At 53.1% G+C, this 16,299-nt stretch carries 15 protein-coding genes; 13 read left to right on the top strand and 2 right to left on the bottom strand.

Annotation, left to right across the window (positions count from 1 at the left end; translation table 11 throughout):
- The first annotated feature begins 8 nt into the window (after window positions 1–8).
- The 8 genes from BW958_RS15370 to BW958_RS15335 all read left to right on the top strand — a co-directional run bounded on the left by BW958_RS15370 (window position 9) and on the right by BW958_RS15335 (window position 8,838).
- A complete protein-coding gene (locus tag BW958_RS15370) occupies window positions 9–950 on the top strand; it encodes a DUF2157 domain-containing protein (protein ID WP_076576651.1) in 942 nt (313 codons plus the stop codon).
- Window positions 943–1,932 carry a DUF4401 domain-containing protein gene (locus BW958_RS15365; protein ID WP_076576650.1) on the top strand — a complete coding sequence of 330 codons (990 nt, stop codon included), beginning with the start codon at window positions 943–945 and terminating at the stop codon, window positions 1,930–1,932. Before BW958_RS15370 ends, BW958_RS15365 begins: the two co-directional genes overlap by 8 nt.
- Window positions 1,929–2,423, top strand: coding sequence for a GDYXXLXY domain-containing protein (locus BW958_RS15360; RefSeq protein ID WP_076576648.1), 495 nt, complete (start codon window positions 1,929–1,931; stop codon window positions 2,421–2,423). Before BW958_RS15365 ends, BW958_RS15360 begins: the two co-directional genes overlap by 4 nt.
- A 68-nt stretch (window positions 2,424–2,491) precedes the next feature.
- Window positions 2,492–3,214, top strand: a complete 723-nt coding sequence (locus BW958_RS15355) for a substrate-binding periplasmic protein (protein WP_076576647.1) — start codon at window positions 2,492–2,494, stop codon at window positions 3,212–3,214.
- Window positions 3,215–3,332: 118 nt separating this feature from the next.
- Window positions 3,333–4,064 carry a substrate-binding periplasmic protein gene (locus tag BW958_RS15350; protein WP_076576645.1) on the top strand — a complete coding sequence of 244 codons (732 nt, stop codon included), beginning with the start codon at window positions 3,333–3,335 and terminating at the stop codon, window positions 4,062–4,064.
- A gap of 1,185 nt (window positions 4,065–5,249) precedes the next feature.
- A complete protein-coding gene (locus BW958_RS15345; RefSeq protein WP_076576644.1) occupies window positions 5,250–6,377 on the top strand; it encodes a hypothetical protein in 1,128 nt (375 codons plus the stop codon).
- Entirely contained in the window at window positions 6,374–6,826 is a 453-nt protein-coding gene (locus tag BW958_RS15340; protein ID WP_076576642.1) for a three component ABC system middle component, read from the top strand. The genes BW958_RS15345 and BW958_RS15340 overlap by 4 nt, the downstream gene beginning before the upstream one ends.
- Window positions 6,823–8,838: a DUF3732 domain-containing protein gene (locus BW958_RS15335; RefSeq protein ID WP_076576641.1), complete on the top strand. Its 2,016-nt coding sequence runs from the start codon at window positions 6,823–6,825 to the stop codon at window positions 8,836–8,838. The genes BW958_RS15340 and BW958_RS15335 overlap by 4 nt, the downstream gene beginning before the upstream one ends.
- Window positions 8,839–8,980: 142 nt before the next feature.
- Here BW958_RS15335 and BW958_RS15330 read toward each other — a convergent pair whose 3' ends face one another.
- Window positions 8,981–9,601 carry a hypothetical protein gene (locus BW958_RS15330; RefSeq protein WP_256702042.1) on the bottom strand — a complete coding sequence of 207 codons (621 nt, stop codon included), beginning with the start codon at window positions 9,599–9,601 and terminating at the stop codon, window positions 8,981–8,983.
- 139 nt (window positions 9,602–9,740) lie between these two features.
- A complete protein-coding gene (cysS, locus tag BW958_RS15325) occupies window positions 9,741–11,117 on the bottom strand; it encodes a cysteine--tRNA ligase (RefSeq protein ID WP_076576639.1) in 1,377 nt (458 codons plus the stop codon).
- A gap of 212 nt (window positions 11,118–11,329) precedes the next feature.
- Here cysS and BW958_RS15320 point away from each other — a divergent pair, with 212 nt between their 5' ends.
- The 5 genes from BW958_RS15320 (at window position 11,330) to BW958_RS20380 (ending at window position 16,205) form a co-directional block, all read left to right on the top strand.
- A complete protein-coding gene (locus BW958_RS15320) occupies window positions 11,330–11,824 on the top strand; it encodes a peptidylprolyl isomerase (protein ID WP_076576638.1) in 495 nt (164 codons plus the stop codon).
- A 14-nt stretch (window positions 11,825–11,838) separates the two neighbouring features.
- Window positions 11,839–12,414 (top strand): DUF4269 domain-containing protein, encoded by a 576-nt coding sequence (locus BW958_RS15315; RefSeq protein ID WP_256702041.1) that lies wholly within the window; start codon window positions 11,839–11,841, stop codon window positions 12,412–12,414.
- Window positions 12,411–13,157 carry a UDP-2,3-diacylglucosamine diphosphatase gene (gene lpxH / locus BW958_RS15310; RefSeq protein WP_076576634.1) on the top strand — a complete coding sequence of 249 codons (747 nt, stop codon included), beginning with the start codon at window positions 12,411–12,413 and terminating at the stop codon, window positions 13,155–13,157. The genes BW958_RS15315 and lpxH overlap by 4 nt, the downstream gene beginning before the upstream one ends.
- Window positions 13,158–13,285: 128 nt before the next feature.
- The gene (locus BW958_RS15305) at window positions 13,286–13,858 is read left to right on the top strand and encodes a PhnA domain-containing protein (RefSeq protein ID WP_076576633.1); all 573 of its coding nucleotides are present in this window, start codon (window positions 13,286–13,288) and stop codon (window positions 13,856–13,858) included.
- Window positions 13,859–14,510: 652 nt separating this feature from the next.
- On the top strand, window positions 14,511–16,205 hold the full coding sequence (locus BW958_RS20380; RefSeq protein ID WP_143233107.1) for a hypothetical protein: 1,695 nt from the start codon (window positions 14,511–14,513) through the stop codon (window positions 16,203–16,205).
- Window positions 16,206–16,299 lie beyond the last annotated feature (94 nt).

The following is a 16,299-nucleotide window of genomic DNA, read 5'->3' as shown; positions in this document are numbered from 1 at the left end:
GAGATCCCATGCTTCCACCCTCCCGCTCTTCCCTGCTTGGCTGGCTGCAATCGGGCCATCTGAGCCAGCATTCCTGGCCTGCGGCCTTACGCTTGATTGGCCTGCCCCCCACGGATACACAGTGGCAGCGCCTGCTCGAACGCCTGCTACTGACCCTGGGGCTGGTGTGCATCGCCTCGGGCCTGTTTTTTTTCATCGCCTTTAACTGGCAACTGCTCGGACGCCTGCCACGGCTGCTGCTGGTAGCCCTGCCGCTGGTGCTGGTCTGTCTGCTGCTGTGGCGCCGCGCCTTGACACCCGCTGCCGTGCAGGGACTCACCCTGTTTGCCGGTCTTAATCTCGGCGCACTGCTGGCCCTGATTGGCCAAACCTACCAAAGCGGCGCCGACCCCTGGCAACTGTTTGCCCTGTGGGCGCTATTACTGCTGCCTTGGGCTTGGCTTTCGCAAAGCACACCGCTCACCGCACTGGCCTGGCTGCTGGCTCAACTGGCGCTGGCGCGTTACTGGCATCTGGGATTACTCGAAGCGCTGTTCTCATTTTCCGCCGAAGGGATGGCCTGGCTGCTGGTGGCGGGCAACGCCCTGCTGTGGGGCGCATTGTCGCGCTTACCGTCCGCGCAGCGCCTGCTGCCGGCCTTTTTGCCCGCGCTCGCCTGTGGCCTTGGCGCCACCTTATTAGTGCTGCTCAATTTGTTTGAGACCACCTCCGCCTGGGGCTGGCTGGCGTGGGGGATCTGGCTGGTGGTGGCGTATCGCGCTTGGCATCAACGCTTTGTCACCGGTCTGGCACTGGCGGCGCTCTCAGTGATCTGCGTCAGTTTGGTGGGGGTCGGGAAATATATCGAAGCCGATGCCGGCGGCATGCTGCTGCTTGGTATTCAGGCCATCGTGCTCTCGGTCATCGCCGTGCGCTGGCTGGCCCAACAACGAGGTGATAGCCATGAGTGAGCTGTGGCAACGCCTGCTGGCAGCTGGTCTGGTCGAGGGCGATGAGCCAGCGCCTGACGAGCCCCACTGGAGCAGCCGCCTGCTGCTAGGCGTCAGTGGTTGGCTGGCCGCCCTGTTTATCCTGTTTTTCCTGTTTATGGGGCTTGGCAGCCAGGTTAATAACCCCGCTTCGGCGATAGTGCTAGGGGCGCTGCTGATTGCCGCTGCCCGCCTGTTACTGCTGGCGCGCCACTATCGGGTCTTGCTCGAGCAGTGTGCCTTGGCATTGGTGCTGGCCGGCGATGGCTGGCTACTCTATGGCATGCTCGATCACGCCGCCATCCACAGTGTCTGGCTGTGGGCCGGGCTCGGTGTGATTGCCCTGTTGATTGCGTTTATCTTTCCCCACTGGCTGCTGCGCCTGTTTCACAGCGCCGGCGCTGCCATGCTGTTTGCGTTTGCCCTTGCCTGCCTTGGGCTGCAACTGCTCGCCCTGCCGCTGGTGCTGCTGGCCTTGCTTGCACTGATCGTGAGCGAAGCACGCTTTATCCAGCGCAGCGCGTTGATAGAGAGCCTGCTGCTTGGTCTCGGGCTGGCAACGCTGGCACTCGGCCTGTTTGAATTGCGCCACGATGCGCTCTTTGATCTGCTCGGCTGGTTTGGCGCCTCACGTCTGCCAGCGCTGCTTGGCCCCTTGCTCACGCTGCCGCTGTGGGTGTTGGCGCTGCGCCAGCTTGTTATTCCCTGGCGGCCCGCCTTGCCACTGATGGTAGCCAGCGCGCTTATCCCCGGCGTGGGCGCCGGCTCACTGCTGCTGGTGATGGGCGCCTACAGCGGCCGCCGGTCATTATGGAGTTTGGGCCTGCTCTGCCTGCTTGGGTACGGCGCGGCGTATTACTACCAGCTGGAGCTCAGTTTGCTGCACAAATCCCTGCTCTTGCTCGGCTGCGGCGCACTGCTGCTGGGCGCCGGGTTATGGCTGCAAAAAAGGAGGGGCGCATGAGAGTCACCCGACCTCACGCCATTGCAATCTATGGCGCACTGCTGTTACTGCTGCTCAGTGCCGTGGTGTGGCATAAAGAGCGCACACTTAGAAATGGTGTGCGCATCTTGCTGCCATTGGCGCCGGTCGATCCGCGCGCCCTGCTTGGCGGCGATTATATGCGCCTTGATTACGCCCTCTCCCGCGAGCTGGCGGCACTGCCGGCTCGCCCTAGCGAGCTGGTGATCACGCTGGATAAAAAAGGTGTGGCCTCCTGGCAACGGCAGGGCAACCCGCGCAGTCTCAACGCGGGCCAATATCTGCTCACCTTGCAGGCGCCCCCTCACCCGCCGATTGCCCCGGATGCCTATTTTTTTGAAGAGGGTCAGGGCGAAGCGCTTGAGCAGGCGCGCTTTGGCGAGTTTCGCTTAAATGCAGCGGGCGAGCTGACCCTGCTGGGCCTGACGGATGAGAAAGGGCAGCCGCTTGGCACCCGGCGCCCCCGCTGGTGAGTTGAGTTTCGGCCATCTCTTGCCACACTAGATGGCAGTGTGCAAGACGCGTCCCAGCGGAGGTCGATATGAAACGATGGTTCCCCCTGCTGCTACTCGCCTGGTGTGCCGCCGCTCAGGCCGGGCTTGAGCAGCTGCGCTATCTCAGTGAGGAGTATCCCCCGTTTAACTACACCGGCAGTGACGGCAAACCGGCCGGGATTGCCGTTAATTTACTGCGCGAGGTGTGGCAACAGACCGGCACTGCGCCGCAACCCGTCAGCCTGCTCCCCTGGGCCAGCGCCTATTTTCAGCTGACCCAGCAGCGCGACGTGGTGCTCTTTTCCACCGCTCGCACCAAGGCGCGCGAGCCGCTGTTTAAATGGGCCTGCCCCATCGGTCAGGTCGAGATGGTGCTGCTCGGGCTCTCCTCGGCCGCCATCAAGCTCGATACCCTTGATGATGCGCGCCGCTACCGCATTGCCGCGGTGCAATCGGACGTTGGTGAACAACTGTTGCTAAGCCAAGGCTTTGACGAGCAGCAACTGCATCTGGTGTCGCTGCTGCCCGAAGCGTTGGAGTTATTGCAAACAGGCAAGGTCGATCTGATCTCAACCAATCGGGCCACCGTGTTTGCCTTGATCAGTGACAACAAGCTCCCCCTTGAGCACTTTACCAGCGTCTGGACCTTAAGCGCCGAGCCACTCTGCTTTGCCTTTAGCCCCGGCATTGATGACGCGCTGGTGGCCGAGTTTCAGGCCGCCCTCACCCGCATCAGTAGTGAGCGCAGCGAACCGCCCCTGCCACGCTAGCAGGGGTTTGTGCGCGCAAAAAAACAGCGATTGAATACGCTACCCCCGTTTACCTGTTGTGTTCTGCCGCGCTTTTGCCAAGACTCGGGAAGTGGCCCCATGACAAAAGGAGTTGTCCATGAAGCCCATCCTTCCCCTGCTACTGCTGCTATCAAGCACCCTCGCTCATGCGGCGCTGGCCGACCTTGAATACGTCAGCGAGGAGTATCCCCCTTACAACTACACCGAGCAGGGCCAAGTGCGTGGCCTCGCCGTTGATCTGCTTAAAGCGGTGTGGCAGCGCACCAACACGCCAGCCCAGCACATTCGGCTGATGCCGTGGGCGCGCGGTTACTACCTGCTAACCCAAAAACCCAACGTGGTGCTCTTCTCCACCGCCCGCACCCGGGCCCGCGAGGCCCAGTTCAAATGGGCCTGTCCAATCGGTTATTCGGAATACGGCCTGTGGGCGCTGCGCGCTAACGCCCCCACCATCAAGGCAGAGAGTGATCTCAATCGCTACACGGTGGCCGCGGTGCGCGCCGATGCCTCAGAGCAGCTGCTGCTTAATAAAGGCATGGACGATACCCGCATTCAGCCGGCCAACCGGCTGGCGCAAGCTTTCAAGATGTTGCGATCCAAGCGGGTAGATCTGATTGCCTCGGGCTCGCTGGCCGCCCGCGATGCTATGCGCGAGCTCAAACTCAACCCCGCTGATTACCAGCAGGTGTATGTGCTAAGCGCCGAGCAGCTCTGCTACGCCTTTAGCCCGGCAGTGCCCGATAGGGATGTAAAGGCATTTCAAGATGCCCTGACCCGCACCCTGGCCAGCCAGGAATATGAGACGCTGAGAAAGCGCTATCTGCCTTAAGTCAGCAGCCCGCTGCGACCTGGGTTGTGACCAAGCGCCGCGCCCACGCGGCGTTTGCTCATCTTGGTGCTATTTGAGCAATGCCTCTGGCTTTATGCAGGGGCCGCGCTTGTTATCTCTCACGCCCACCGCTTTTGTTTTCTTAAACGCCCAACAAAATGTGATATATCGCAAGCAATCGGCTTTTATCTGCCTTTTCAAGGTGTTGCCATCTGGCCCTTGAAATGAAGTTTCATTTACTATGCCAATTGAAACCTGCCCATGGCGGTGCATTCCCGATGATGACAAAGCCGGCGCAGGTGGTAGCGACAGCCAAGGGCGGTAGCGTGGTAAATGCCACCGACCCAAACACACCGCACATTTTACGTAGGGTGCAATAAGCGCAGCGCATTGCACCGCGCTAACCCCCAGCCTTTTCGCAGCACAGAGCGGAAGGGTTGTTATCTCAGAGCCAACCCTTAGCCCATCCCATTGCAAGATCAGATTGTCGCATCTATGCAACAGACTTCATCAAGATGGTTACATAGGTGAAAAAATCATGGCGGGTACAGCATCAAGCGGCAGATATGCCTATCGGGAAATGGTTGTATATCGAAAGCCCGATAATTAATTCCCCGTAGTTATAATTTCCATTGAATCCAGATTACATATTACTAATAAAGCGCACTTTATAACTTGATTGATCTATAACGGTTATTCTCAAATGAAAAAAACAGGAAATCATAAAAATAAAACCAAAAAAAACAAATCAATTATATGTCGGAGTATTAAAGCTCCATGCCCACTATGTAATGACATATTATCTGGTGACCTGATGTTTTTGATAAAGCACTTCAAAAACATCCATGCGCGAATGCCAACCCTAGGAGAGGCTAATAGATTTAGAGCTTTTACAAAAAAAGATTCCAGGAAAAGTAATTACACAATATCATTCTTTAAAGACCGTCGGGAAATTAGTGGTGGTCTACCTAGCTTAGGAAAGAAAAAATAATAAAAGCTTTAAACTCATCTAGTGTTTTTACGAGCAATAACAACAAGCTATCGGTCCGGCCTTAAAGAAATCAGATTTATTTGTGGGTTAGACTTAGGTAACTAACTCATTACTTTAAATAGTCATTGATTATAAGTGATAGTAAATTTCATCATCCAAACTCTCTTTTAAATACATATAAGGAATAGAAAGGCATGAGTGGAGGACAAACCAAGAACGCTGCCTTAACAACAGCTTTAGCCTTTCATTACCAAGTACTGATTGGTTTAGATAAATGTTTTTCACTTGAAGACGGTCAGTCTATTTGGTTCGAAAAAGATGGGGATGTTAGTCTAATTTCATCGGATGCTTTAGCATCTACTCAAACCGAAGTAAAAGACTATAGTTCAGCACTCACTGACCACCATGAAAATCTGTGGAAAACGCTTAAGAACTGGTTAGCTCCAGAGTTTAACCATACACAATACGGTATTTTAATATTGCACACCACCCAAAAGTTTGGCCCAACAACTCGGCTAAATGACTGGAATACGAAAAACACAGAGCAACGTTTGGCTATTCTAAAAGCTATATTTGCAGAGCGAACAGAAGAACAACTTAATGCTGACAAGCCATCCGAAGCAATTAAACTACAAAAAATCGTGATGGCTTCTGACGAATTGTTGCTTAAGAGTGTCCTTGGAAAAGTCACCTTATTTACACAAGCGGATAACGCAGAAAATCTAGAAAAGCGTATCTTATCAAAACCCGTTGGCATTCCGAGGAATAATCTAAGTAGTTACCTTCATGGTTTAGTTGGTTTTGTATATGCGCAAGCAACACAGCAATCATGGCGTATTAAGCACAGTGAATTTTCAGCTAAATGTGAAGAGTTAACATCTCTTCTATGCAAAAAAAAGTTCACCTTTCCAACTTTTTTAGGTTATGAAGCATCTGATCTTGAAGTTGAACTTCATCAAGACAGACCTTTTGTTCAAAAAATATCTGAAATTGAACACCATCAGATGATTCCTGATGCGGTAGGCAACTGGCTTGAGTTGCAAAACTCTCTGCTTGAACAGCTAGATGAATATCCCTTGTATAGGGATAAAACGGTTAAGTATCAAAATCAACTCGTAAAACTGTATAAACTTGCACATTCAAGCGCACAACTTGAAGCAACCGATACAATTAAAAGCTCAAAGCTACTATACAACAGGATCATAAGTGAGCAGCCACTAAGCATGGAAAATGACATACCTCCAATAGAATACAAGAATGGTCTAATCCACGATGCAATGGATGATGAAGAACGCGATTTGAAATGGAAGGTTGAACCATGAGTAGCATTGTCGATGCCCTATATGAACTAAAGTACAACCCGTTTGTATATGGTCCTTATCTAGCATCATTTTATTCTGCCTTAGATGAGTCTGAGAGCAATATTTTACTTGCTCCGTTAGTTATCCCACTATGCAGCCATCCTATTTTCGGCAAAAAAATATATAACTCAAAAAAGAATAGTACTATTTGGTCGGTTTTTGATAATCGAACCAAACTCTATGACCTGCAGGAACGAATTGATGGCTTTCAAGACTTAACTGAAGAATGCCTACAGTATTGTTTAGTCAACGACTGGTTGTCGGTAAATGAACCAACTTTGTCTCTTCGGAAGGGAGATGATTCTGATGCATCTTATACAAATCAAAGAATTGCAGAGAAGTTAGGGAAATTATTAAGCGACCATACAGTTGTTGAAATTTATGCTTTTCTAGGAGTGAAACCAAGATGAAAACGCTCATTTATGAAATTGGCGTAATTGACAAACAAGGTAACAAGCATCCAGTTAATTTTAAACCTGGCCTTAATATCGTTACAGGCAAATCATCAACAGGCAAAAGCGCCTTAATTGAAATCTTTGATTATTGCTTTGGGAGTAAGGAAAACACGATTCCAAAAGGCATTATCACGATGAATGCGGCTATTTATTATGTAGCGCTTGCAGTTAACGATCAAGATATTATTATTGCTCGTGATCCGGACATGACATCGAAAGCCTTTTTCCGTCGAGTCGAAAAATACAACCCAGACGATATTTGTCGAGATTATTTTAATAAAAACTATTTCCGCCCATTAAGCGAGTTTAAGAAGCATCTAAGAGACTTTTTTTTAGATATAGATGATGTAGATGAATCATTGGCCGTCAGAGCTCTTAGACGTCATAACGCCAAAGCCGCAACCCCATCTATACGCAGCTTTTCGTCATTCATGCTTCAACATCAAAATTTGATTGCCAATAAACACGCGCTTTTTTATCGTTTTGATGAAAAATCAAAACGTGACCAAGCTATTGAGCATATTAAAATTTTCTTAGGGCTGGTTGATCAACAGTTTTTTCATCTATCACAAGAAAAAGAGCGATTAACCGCAGATGTAAAACGCTTAGAACGCCAGAAGGACACAAATAAACGCACCTCCGAACAGTATAAGAAAAATATTGAACCTGTGTTAAGACAGCTGTATTCATATATGGGGTTTGAGAATGACCCCATAACATTAGAGAAAATACTTCAGCATCCACAAGATGCCAAAGAAAAACTTGATCTAATTATTATCCCAGAGAAGATAAACCATACCTCCAATGCGACAACCAAGCATTATAATAACCTAAAATTGATGCGCAATCACAAAACGGCAGAACTAAGAAGGTTATATCGACAAGCTGCGTCAATCAACAAGCACATTCAAGAAGAAGAACGTTTTGTTGATAAAATAAAACAATTCAGTTCACCTGAGCATATTCATATTTCTTCTTCTATATGCCCTTTTTGCCATACAGAAAAAGACACTCTACGACAAAGTGCAGAAAAGCTCCAGCAAGCAATTACTAAGGTATCAGGTAATCTCGCTCAAGCTCACCCAATGAAAGCAAAATTCGAATCATCTTTGATTGAAGTAAAGCGTGACATTGAGCTTGTTAGTTTTGAGCTGAGAAAGGCAAACCAACAAATAACTGAAGTAGAAAGGACAGAAAAACAGCTTGCAGAACAAAAAAGTCTATATGAAAGCATACTAATACAGAAGGCTAAGTTATTTATGCTTCTCGACACTCTGAACATGGCTGATGATGCAGAACTTGAAAAGCAAATAACAGGAATCAACAAACAACTAAGAGAAATCAACAGATCCCTTATAAAATATGATATACAAAAAGGGTTGGATAATGCATCTGCCACTGTTAATAAATATATGGCAGAAATTGGTCAGCATTTTGAATTTGAGGCTAGCTACAAGCCGATCAACCTTCACTTTTCATTCGAAAGTTTCGACCTATACCATTTGACACCCAATGGAGAGAGGATATATTTAAGATCTATGGGTAGTGGCGCAAACTGGCTATATTGTCATGTAACTCTATTTTTAGCAATGCACAAATACTTTGCAACATTAATGGAAAAATGTTCCATTCCTTCAATATTATTTCTTGATCAACCAACACAGGTATACTTCCCGAATTTCAACCGCGATATCTCAAATTCATTTGATGAGCAAAAAAATAAAGAAAAAGAACAGAGAACTGCAAATGACAGACCAGTAGATGAAGATATAAAGGCTGTAGAAAACTTATTTACCCAACTTTCATCCTTCTGTGAAGAACTGCTTTCGAGCAATGGTTTTAGTCCACAAATAATTGTGACAGACCATGCTGATAATTTAACATTATCTAATGGAGTATCATTTGAATCATTAGTAAATGGCAACAGATGGAGAACTCGCGGCTTGATTCATCCTGTTCAAGAATAATTTTATGTAGATAAAAATAGCCTTGGACAGATATAGGCACCGAATTTAATTTATACAATCTTTGCTTCCAGAAAAAACCGCAGCCTTGAGCTGCGGTTTTTATTTCTATTCCCCAGACAATTTTTCACTCAAGCCAAAAAACCTATTTCCCCAACCCCTTACACTGCTCTCCCCCTGCGGCGGGATAGGCGGTGAGCGTCTCATAGAGGGCGGCGCGCAGGCTACCGGATTGGCAGAAATCGGAGCTGCCGCCAGCGTCGATATCGGTGATGCGGGCGCCTTGCGGCCCGTCTTGTACCAGATAGGTGCTGACAAAACGGTAGGTGCCGCTGGGGGCGTCGAGCGGGGTGCCCGGCTCGCCAAAGGTGAAGCGCACCTTGACCTCGCTGCGATCCCGGCTGCCGGCGATGGCGCGCGAGGAGAGGATCTCCGAGCCCAGCAGATTATCCCAGGCGTTGGGCAGGAAGGGGTTGCCCTCGACAAAGGGGGGCTTCTCGTCGGGGGCCTCGCGAGTGGCTATTTCGCGCGCCTTTGAGGCGGCATTGAGCAGGCAGAGCAGCTCGGGGGAGACGATAGTGGGCAGCGCGCCGCCAAGATCGCTCTGATAGAGGCCGCCCGGTTTGACTTGGCGCTCCCAGTCGAGAAACTGCGCCACCTTGGCCTTGGCGCGGGCACTGGCGGCCGGATCGAGTTTGCCGCTGGTGGTGGTGCCCGCATGGGCCGGGGCGATCAGGGCCGCCGCAGAGAGGGCCAGTGCCAGCACGGGCCAGCTGGATATCTTTATGGTGCCATCTTCCTTATGTTCGCTTGCATGGGCCGCGCCTTGAACAACGCACCGGGCCCTGAAAAAAAGAGCGCAGCCCAAGGGCTGCGCTCAATCTAAGGTTATTTACCCGCAGGTATTACGCCCGGCGCCAACTGGTCTTCCCGGCGCTATCTTCCAGCACAATGCCCATCTCGGTCAGGCGATTGCGGGCGGCGTCGGCGGCGGCCCAGTTTTTATCGGCTCGGGCCTGGTTACGCTCGGCAATCAGGCGCTCAATCTCGGCCACTTCGTCGCTGGCTTCGTCACCTTTAAGGAAGGCATCCGGGTCTTGCTGCAGGATGCCGAGCACGCCACCGAGTTCGCGCAGGCGCGCACCGAGTGCGGCGGCGGCAGCGTCGTCCTGCCCCTTGAGGCGGTTTACGTCGCGCACCAGATCAAAGAGCACCGAGTAGGCTTCCGGGGTGTTGAAGTCATCGTCCATGGCCGCCTTAAAGCGGGCCACGGCGTCATCGCCACCGGCAGCGGGCGCAACCGGCAGACCACGCAGGGCGGTATACATCCGCTCGAGAGCAGCGCGCGATTGCTTCAAGTTCTCTTCCGAGTAGTTGAGCTGGCTGCGATAGTGGCCCGACATCAGGAAGTAGCGCACGGTCTCGGCGTCGTAGTGCGCCAACACGTCACGGATGGTGAAGAAGTTGCCAAGGGACTTGGACATCTTCTCGCGATCGACCATCACCATGCCGCTGTGCATCCAGGTGTTGACGTAATCCCCTTCGTGGGCGCAGCAGGACTGGGCAATTTCGTTTTCGTGGTGCGGGAATTGCAGATCAGAGCCGCCGCCGTGAATATCAAAATGGTTGCCCAGATGCTTGGAGTTCATGGCCGAGCACTCAATGTGCCAGCCGGGGCGACCCGGACCCCAAGGGCTTTCCCAGGTCGGCTCGCCGGGTTTAGACATCTTCCACAGCACAAAATCGAGCGGGTTGCGCTTGGCATCGACCACATCGACGCGGGCGCCGGCTTGCAGCTGCTCGAGATCCTGACCGGAGAGGCGGCCATATTCGGCAAACGAGTCAACGATAAACATGACGTCGCCGTTATCGGCTACGTAGGCGTGGCCACGGTCGAGCAGCAGTTGGACCATGGCGATGATCTCGCCAATATGGCCGGTGGCGCGCGGCTCGATATCCGGGCGCAGCATGGCCAGGGCGTCAAAGTCGGCGTGCATGTCGCCAATCAGACGCTCGGTCAGCTCATCGCAGGTCACGTTAGTCTCTGCGGCGCGCTTGATGATCTTGTCATCCACGTCGGTGATGTTGCGCACATAGGTGAGCGCATAGCCGCTGTAACGCAAGTAACGGGCCACCACGTCAAAGGCGACGAAGGTGCGGCCGTGGCCGATGTGACAGTGATCATAGATGGTGACGCCACACACATACATGCCCACCTTGCCGGGGTGGATGGGTTTGAATTCTTCTTTTTGACGAGTCAGTGTGTTGTAAATCTTCAGCATCGCGATCGCTGTCCTTCCAGTGAAATGGTCCGCCATTCTAACCCCATCGGGGGGATAAGACGAGCACTGGCCCGGGGCTGTGCGCCCCCAATCGCATAGCCTGTGAGCAAACAGCCGGCCCGGTGTTGCCCTTTGCTTTGTGCGCGCTCCCTCTTGGGCTAGAATTGCGCCACGTAATGTCATCACCACTTAAATGAAAAAAGGACGCCGCAATGGTCACTTTGCACACCAATTTCGGGGACATCACCCTGACCCTGTTCGCCGACAAGGCGCCGGACACTGTCGCCAACTTCCTGCAATACTGCCGTGACGGCCACTATGACGGCACCGTGTTCCACCGGGTGATCGACGGTTTCATGATCCAGGGCGGCGGCTACAAACCCGGCTTTGAAGAAAAAGAGACCCGCGATCCGGTCAAGAACGAAGCCGGTAACGGTCTGTCGAACAAGGTAGGCACCATCGCCATGGCCCGCACCATGGATCCGCACTCGGCCACCGCCCAGTTCTTTATCAACGTTAACCACAACGATTTCCTCGACTTCAAATCTGCCACCAGCCAGGGCTACGGCTACTGCGTGTTTGGTGAAGTGACCGAAGGCATGGACGTGGTCAACAAGATCAAGGGCGTCAAGACCGGTAACTACGGCCGTATCCATCAGGACGTGCCGCTCGAAGACGTGCTGATCACCAAGGTCACCGTTGCCTGAGCACGGTGCATGCCTTGACCACCGCGGCGTTTGCCGCGGTGTATCCCAAAGATGCCAATTGGCGGCGCATCGACTATCTGGCCGGCGGTAATGCGCGCCAGCGCTCGGCCTTTGCGGCATTGAGCGACTCCGGGCTGTGGTCCCGCCTGCAAGCCTGCGGCGATTGCGCTCTGGTGAGCACCGTTACCATTGGGCTCGATGTGGCCAGCAGCGATCTCGATATTCTCTGCCACGGTGACCCGGCTAGCTTTGCAGCCGCGCTAGATCCCTTCTTTATATACCAGTCTCACCGCCACCCAAGCGGCGCAACCGTGCTGCGCGGCGCCCTCGCCCACTGGCCGATTGAGCTGTTTATTACCCAAACGCCTCTTGAGCAATGCCACAGTTGGCGCCACCTTGCCATCATGGCGCGTCTGCTCACCCTGTTTGGCTGCCGTTTTAGCGAGCAAATCACCGCATTGCGACGCCAAGGGCTGAAAGGGGAAGCGGCGATGGCCCACACCCTGGCGCTTGACGGCGACCCTTATGCCGCCCTGCTCACCCTTGAGCACCGCACCGATGCGGATCTGCTCGCCCTCTGGACACCATGACGACGCTATTTATCAGTGATCTGCACCTGAGCGCCACGCGGCCCGATATGACCGCCTGCCTGCTCGATTTTTTGCGCATTGAAGCGCGTGGGGCCGATGCGCTCTATATCCTGGGCGATCTGTTTGAATTCTGGATTGGCGACGATGATCCCAGCGCCCTGCACGCCCTGATCGCCGCCGCCTTTTACGATTTGTCTCAAAGCGGCGTGCCCATCTATTTTGTGCACGGCAACCGCGATTTTCTGCTGGGCAAAGCGTATGCACAGCGCGCCGGTATGCAACTGCTGGGCGATCCGGTGGTGATCACCCTCTATGGCGAGCGGGCGCTGCTGATGCACGGGGATCTGCTCTGCACCCTCGATACCGGCTATCAGCGCTTTCGCCGCATCACCTCTTGGCGCTGGCTGCGCTGGCTGTTTTTGCACCTGCCACTGACCCGCCGCCAGGCCATTGCGGCCAAGATGCGCGCCAACAGCCAGCAAGAAAACAGCTATAAAGCCCAGTCAATCATGGACGTGACCGACGAGGCGGTGCGCGCAGTGATGCGCGAGCATGACTGCGCCTTGCTGATCCACGGTCACACCCACCGGCCCGCTATCCACCGCGTTGAGATAGACGGTCAGCCAGCCCGGCGCATTGTGCTCGGCGACTGGTTCGAGCAAGGCTCGGTGCTGGTGTGCACCCCACAGGGACAAGTGCTTGAGCAGCGCCCACTTCCGGGCGCAGACACTGTAACGGCCTAGCCGACTTGCCTTTCGTCATATCCCTGCCATTGGCGCGGATAATCTGCTACACTCCGCGCCCACTCAATACCCTGACGCCGCCTGTCTCTGACCGGCGGCGCGTTTATCACCTACCGGGAGCCGACCTGATGACGATCGACAAGACCCTGCTGGCACGCGCTAATGGCCACTGCGAACTCTGCTCAAGCGAAGAGGGGCTGACCGAACACGCCGTTGCCCACTCCAGCGCCAGCGATATCGACCACAGTGCCCTGCTGTGCGCCACCTGCCATGGCGAAATGGGTCAGCCGACCAACATCAACCACTGGCGTTGCCTGGGTGACAGCATGTGGAGCACGGTTCCGGCCGTTCAAGTGTTGGCCTGGCGCCAACTGACCGCCCTGGCCGCCCAAGGGGAAAGCTGGGCGCAGGACAACCTCGACATGCTCTATCTCGATGACGAGACCCGCGCCTGGGCCGAAGCGGGCGTCGCCGAGAGCGACGATGACAGCGCGCCGACCGTCGATTCCAACGGCACCCGCCTGCAAGAGGGTGACTCGGTGACCCTGATTAAAGATCTCGAGGTCAAAGGCGCCGGTTTCACCGCCAAGCGCGGCACCCTGGTCAAGAACATCCGCCTGACCAACAACCCGCTGCATATTGAAGGCAAGGTTAACGGTATCCAGATCGTGCTGGTTGCCGCCTATATGAAAAAAGCCTAAGCGCGTTATTCCCTTATTAAAGGCAGCCGATTGGCTGCTTTTTTTTGCCCTGTTGGCAGCTACGCTCGCTGTTTATTCCATCACGGCGCTCAGCCAGCACCAATACCGCGGAAATATCCCGCACGCGAGCGTAAATACCGCAACTTTCCGTCCTGTTTATCGCTCAATGTCGGCGCTAAAACGGCGAAAACGGCCATCCATAATCTCCCGAATCCTTAGGGGCTCGCCCGCTCTCAACATTTCCTGCACCGCAAATGCGGCTCAATCTCCCGTAATGATGGTTTTAATTAGCCACATTTCCTGGCGCCAAGGCTCCCAGATGCCGGCTAAACACCCCCCATACCCCTTCCCAAAGGCAGCGTTGATGGGCCTACCACAGCCAAATGACACCTTTCAACCGCTTTGACCCTGGTGGCGGCCATGCCACCTATCCACACGGACCGCTGCGACAACTCCCGGCAAAGCCGCGCCATTACTGACTTTTAATAATTTTTAATAACTATTTATAACACCGATGACTAAAGCCCCGGTGATAGTGTGACAGCCATCACATCGCCACAGGGCGGTGTGGTTAGCAGACCCTTGATCCTTACCCGTGATCAATTCGAGGAGCTGGTCTGATTCCGAATCACTTACAGGTCGACATCGATATATGAAATATTCTGTTGTTGCTGCATCTATTCTTGTTGTTCTTTCAGGAACAGCCTCATCCGCCTTTGCTCATGATGTGCATTCCAAAGAAGCCCGTGACGGTAAAAAAGCATTTGGTGGCTATGCCAACTATTCACATGCTGTCGAGTCTCTTGGCGAAAAACGAGCGAACAGCCTTGCTCGAAATGAGTTAGCGCACCGGTTTGGAGAAGGCAATGGCAGAAGCTTTGAAGACCATAGTTCCGAGTTGGACTCTCTTGCTAATGCAATGGCTCAACACGATCCTGAACTGATCAACCAGACACTTAGTAATATTGATCATAATGGAGGCTTGCATGATGCCAAGAGCATTGCTCAGGCGAAAGCTGCACGTAAACAAGCAGCAATTGACCAAGAGAATGCTCTAGCAAAAGCTAAACGTGTGGCACATAGCGAAGAAATAGCAGCAATTCTGGCGGGTAAATCAACAGTCACCGCCTCTGACGCAAGCGCGGAAATCGTAGCTGAGAACGCTCAGGCTATCATCGACCCGCTTCGATCCATACCTGAATTACCATCACAAACTGCACCAACACAAGAGGTTCGTGACGCAGTAGGTAAATTATCCGTAGACGATGCGTTAACTGCAGCAAAAGGCTATAGTCCGATGCAGCTGGCACAAGCTCGCTCTTATTACACTGACCTGGGTCGCCCCGACATCGCCGCAGCCTTGGCCGTCAACGCCTTGCCAGAGCTGCCCTCGCAAACTGGTCCCACTCAAGAACTGATTGATGAGGCCAAGCATCTGTCTGTTGCTGACGCACTGCTTCAAGCCAAAGACTTTAGTCCGATGCAGCTGGCACAAGCTCGCTCTTATTACACTGACTTGGGTCGCCCCGACATCGCGGCAGCCTTGGCCGTCAACGCCTTACCAGAGCTGCCCTCGCAAACTGGTCCCACTCAAGAACTGATTGATGAGGCCAAGCATCTGTCTGTTGCTGACGCACTGCTTCAAGCCAAAGACTTTAGTCCGATGCAGCTGGCACAAGCTCGCTCTTATTACACTGACTTGGGTCGCCCCGACATCGCGGCAGCCTTGGCCGTCAACGCCTTACCAGAGCTGCCCTCGCAAACTGGTCCCACTCAAGAACTGATTGATGAGGCCAAGCATCTGTCTGTTGCTGACGCACTGCTTCAAGCCAAAGACTTTAGTCCGATGCAACTGGCACAAGCTCGCTCTTATTACACTGACTTGGGTCGCCCCGACATCGCGGCAGCCTTGGCCGTCAACGCCTTACCAGAGCTGCCCTCGCAAACTGGTCCCACTCAAGAACTGATTGATGAGGCCAAGCATCTGTCTGTTGCTGACGCACTGCTTCAAGCCAAAGACTTTAGTCCGATGCAACTGGCACAAGCTCGCGCTTATTACACTGATGTTGGTCGTCTTGATATCGTTGCTGCACTTGATAAGTTAAACCAAACCCCTAACCCGGTGCCCGCTGGTATCACCGGTCAGGAACCCCCCAAAACAACGAGTCAAGTGGGACCGACGGTGACAATCAGCTACGGTCGCATCAATCAACATCACGAGCACACTAACAACCATGGTCACAGTGCTCAAACGCACTACACTGATGCGGCTTATCATGTTGGCCCCCACTTGGCACATCACAGTATTGTGTGCGTTCCAGGCTCTGACTGCGCAGTAAAGGGTTAAACAGCACGACCCTAGCAGGGGCGGAATTTCCGCCCCTTTTTTATTTCCAATCCCCCGCCCCTCTCGTAAATACCGCTTAGCCGCGCATCCACGC

It is taken from the genome of Aeromonas sp. RU39B (genome assembly GCF_900156095.1).
Taxonomy (GTDB): Bacteria; Pseudomonadota; Gammaproteobacteria; order Enterobacterales; family Aeromonadaceae; genus Aeromonas.
The sequence above is the reverse complement of the archived record's forward strand: the minus strand, read 5'-3'. Positions and strand labels throughout refer to the sequence as shown.

Excerpts from the sequence above, each read along its gene's own strand:
- BW958_RS15370 (WP_076576651.1), top strand. The coding sequence starts at position 9 with ATGCTTCCACCCTCCCGCTCTTCCCTGCTTGGCTGGCTGCAATCGGGC.
- BW958_RS15365 (WP_076576650.1), top strand. The coding sequence starts at position 943 with ATGAGTGAGCTGTGGCAACGCCTGCTGGCAGCTGGTCTGGTCGAGGGC.
- BW958_RS15360 (WP_076576648.1), top strand. The coding sequence starts at position 1,929 with ATGAGAGTCACCCGACCTCACGCCATTGCAATCTATGGCGCACTGCTG.
- BW958_RS15355 (WP_076576647.1), top strand. The coding sequence starts at position 2,492 with ATGAAACGATGGTTCCCCCTGCTGCTACTCGCCTGGTGTGCCGCCGCT.
- BW958_RS15350 (WP_076576645.1), top strand. The coding sequence starts at position 3,333 with ATGAAGCCCATCCTTCCCCTGCTACTGCTGCTATCAAGCACCCTCGCT.
- BW958_RS15345 (WP_076576644.1), top strand. The coding sequence starts at position 5,250 with ATGAGTGGAGGACAAACCAAGAACGCTGCCTTAACAACAGCTTTAGCC.
- BW958_RS15340 (WP_076576642.1), top strand. The coding sequence starts at position 6,374 with ATGAGTAGCATTGTCGATGCCCTATATGAACTAAAGTACAACCCGTTT.
- BW958_RS15335 (WP_076576641.1), top strand. The coding sequence starts at position 6,823 with ATGAAAACGCTCATTTATGAAATTGGCGTAATTGACAAACAAGGTAAC.
- cysS (WP_076576639.1), bottom strand. The coding sequence starts at position 11,117 with ATGCTGAAGATTTACAACACACTGACTCGTCAAAAAGAAGAATTCAAA.
- BW958_RS15320 (WP_076576638.1), top strand. The coding sequence starts at position 11,330 with ATGGTCACTTTGCACACCAATTTCGGGGACATCACCCTGACCCTGTTC.
- lpxH (WP_076576634.1), top strand. The coding sequence starts at position 12,411 with ATGACGACGCTATTTATCAGTGATCTGCACCTGAGCGCCACGCGGCCC.
- BW958_RS15305 (WP_076576633.1), top strand. The coding sequence starts at position 13,286 with ATGACGATCGACAAGACCCTGCTGGCACGCGCTAATGGCCACTGCGAA.
- BW958_RS20380 (WP_143233107.1), top strand. The coding sequence starts at position 14,511 with ATGAAATATTCTGTTGTTGCTGCATCTATTCTTGTTGTTCTTTCAGGA.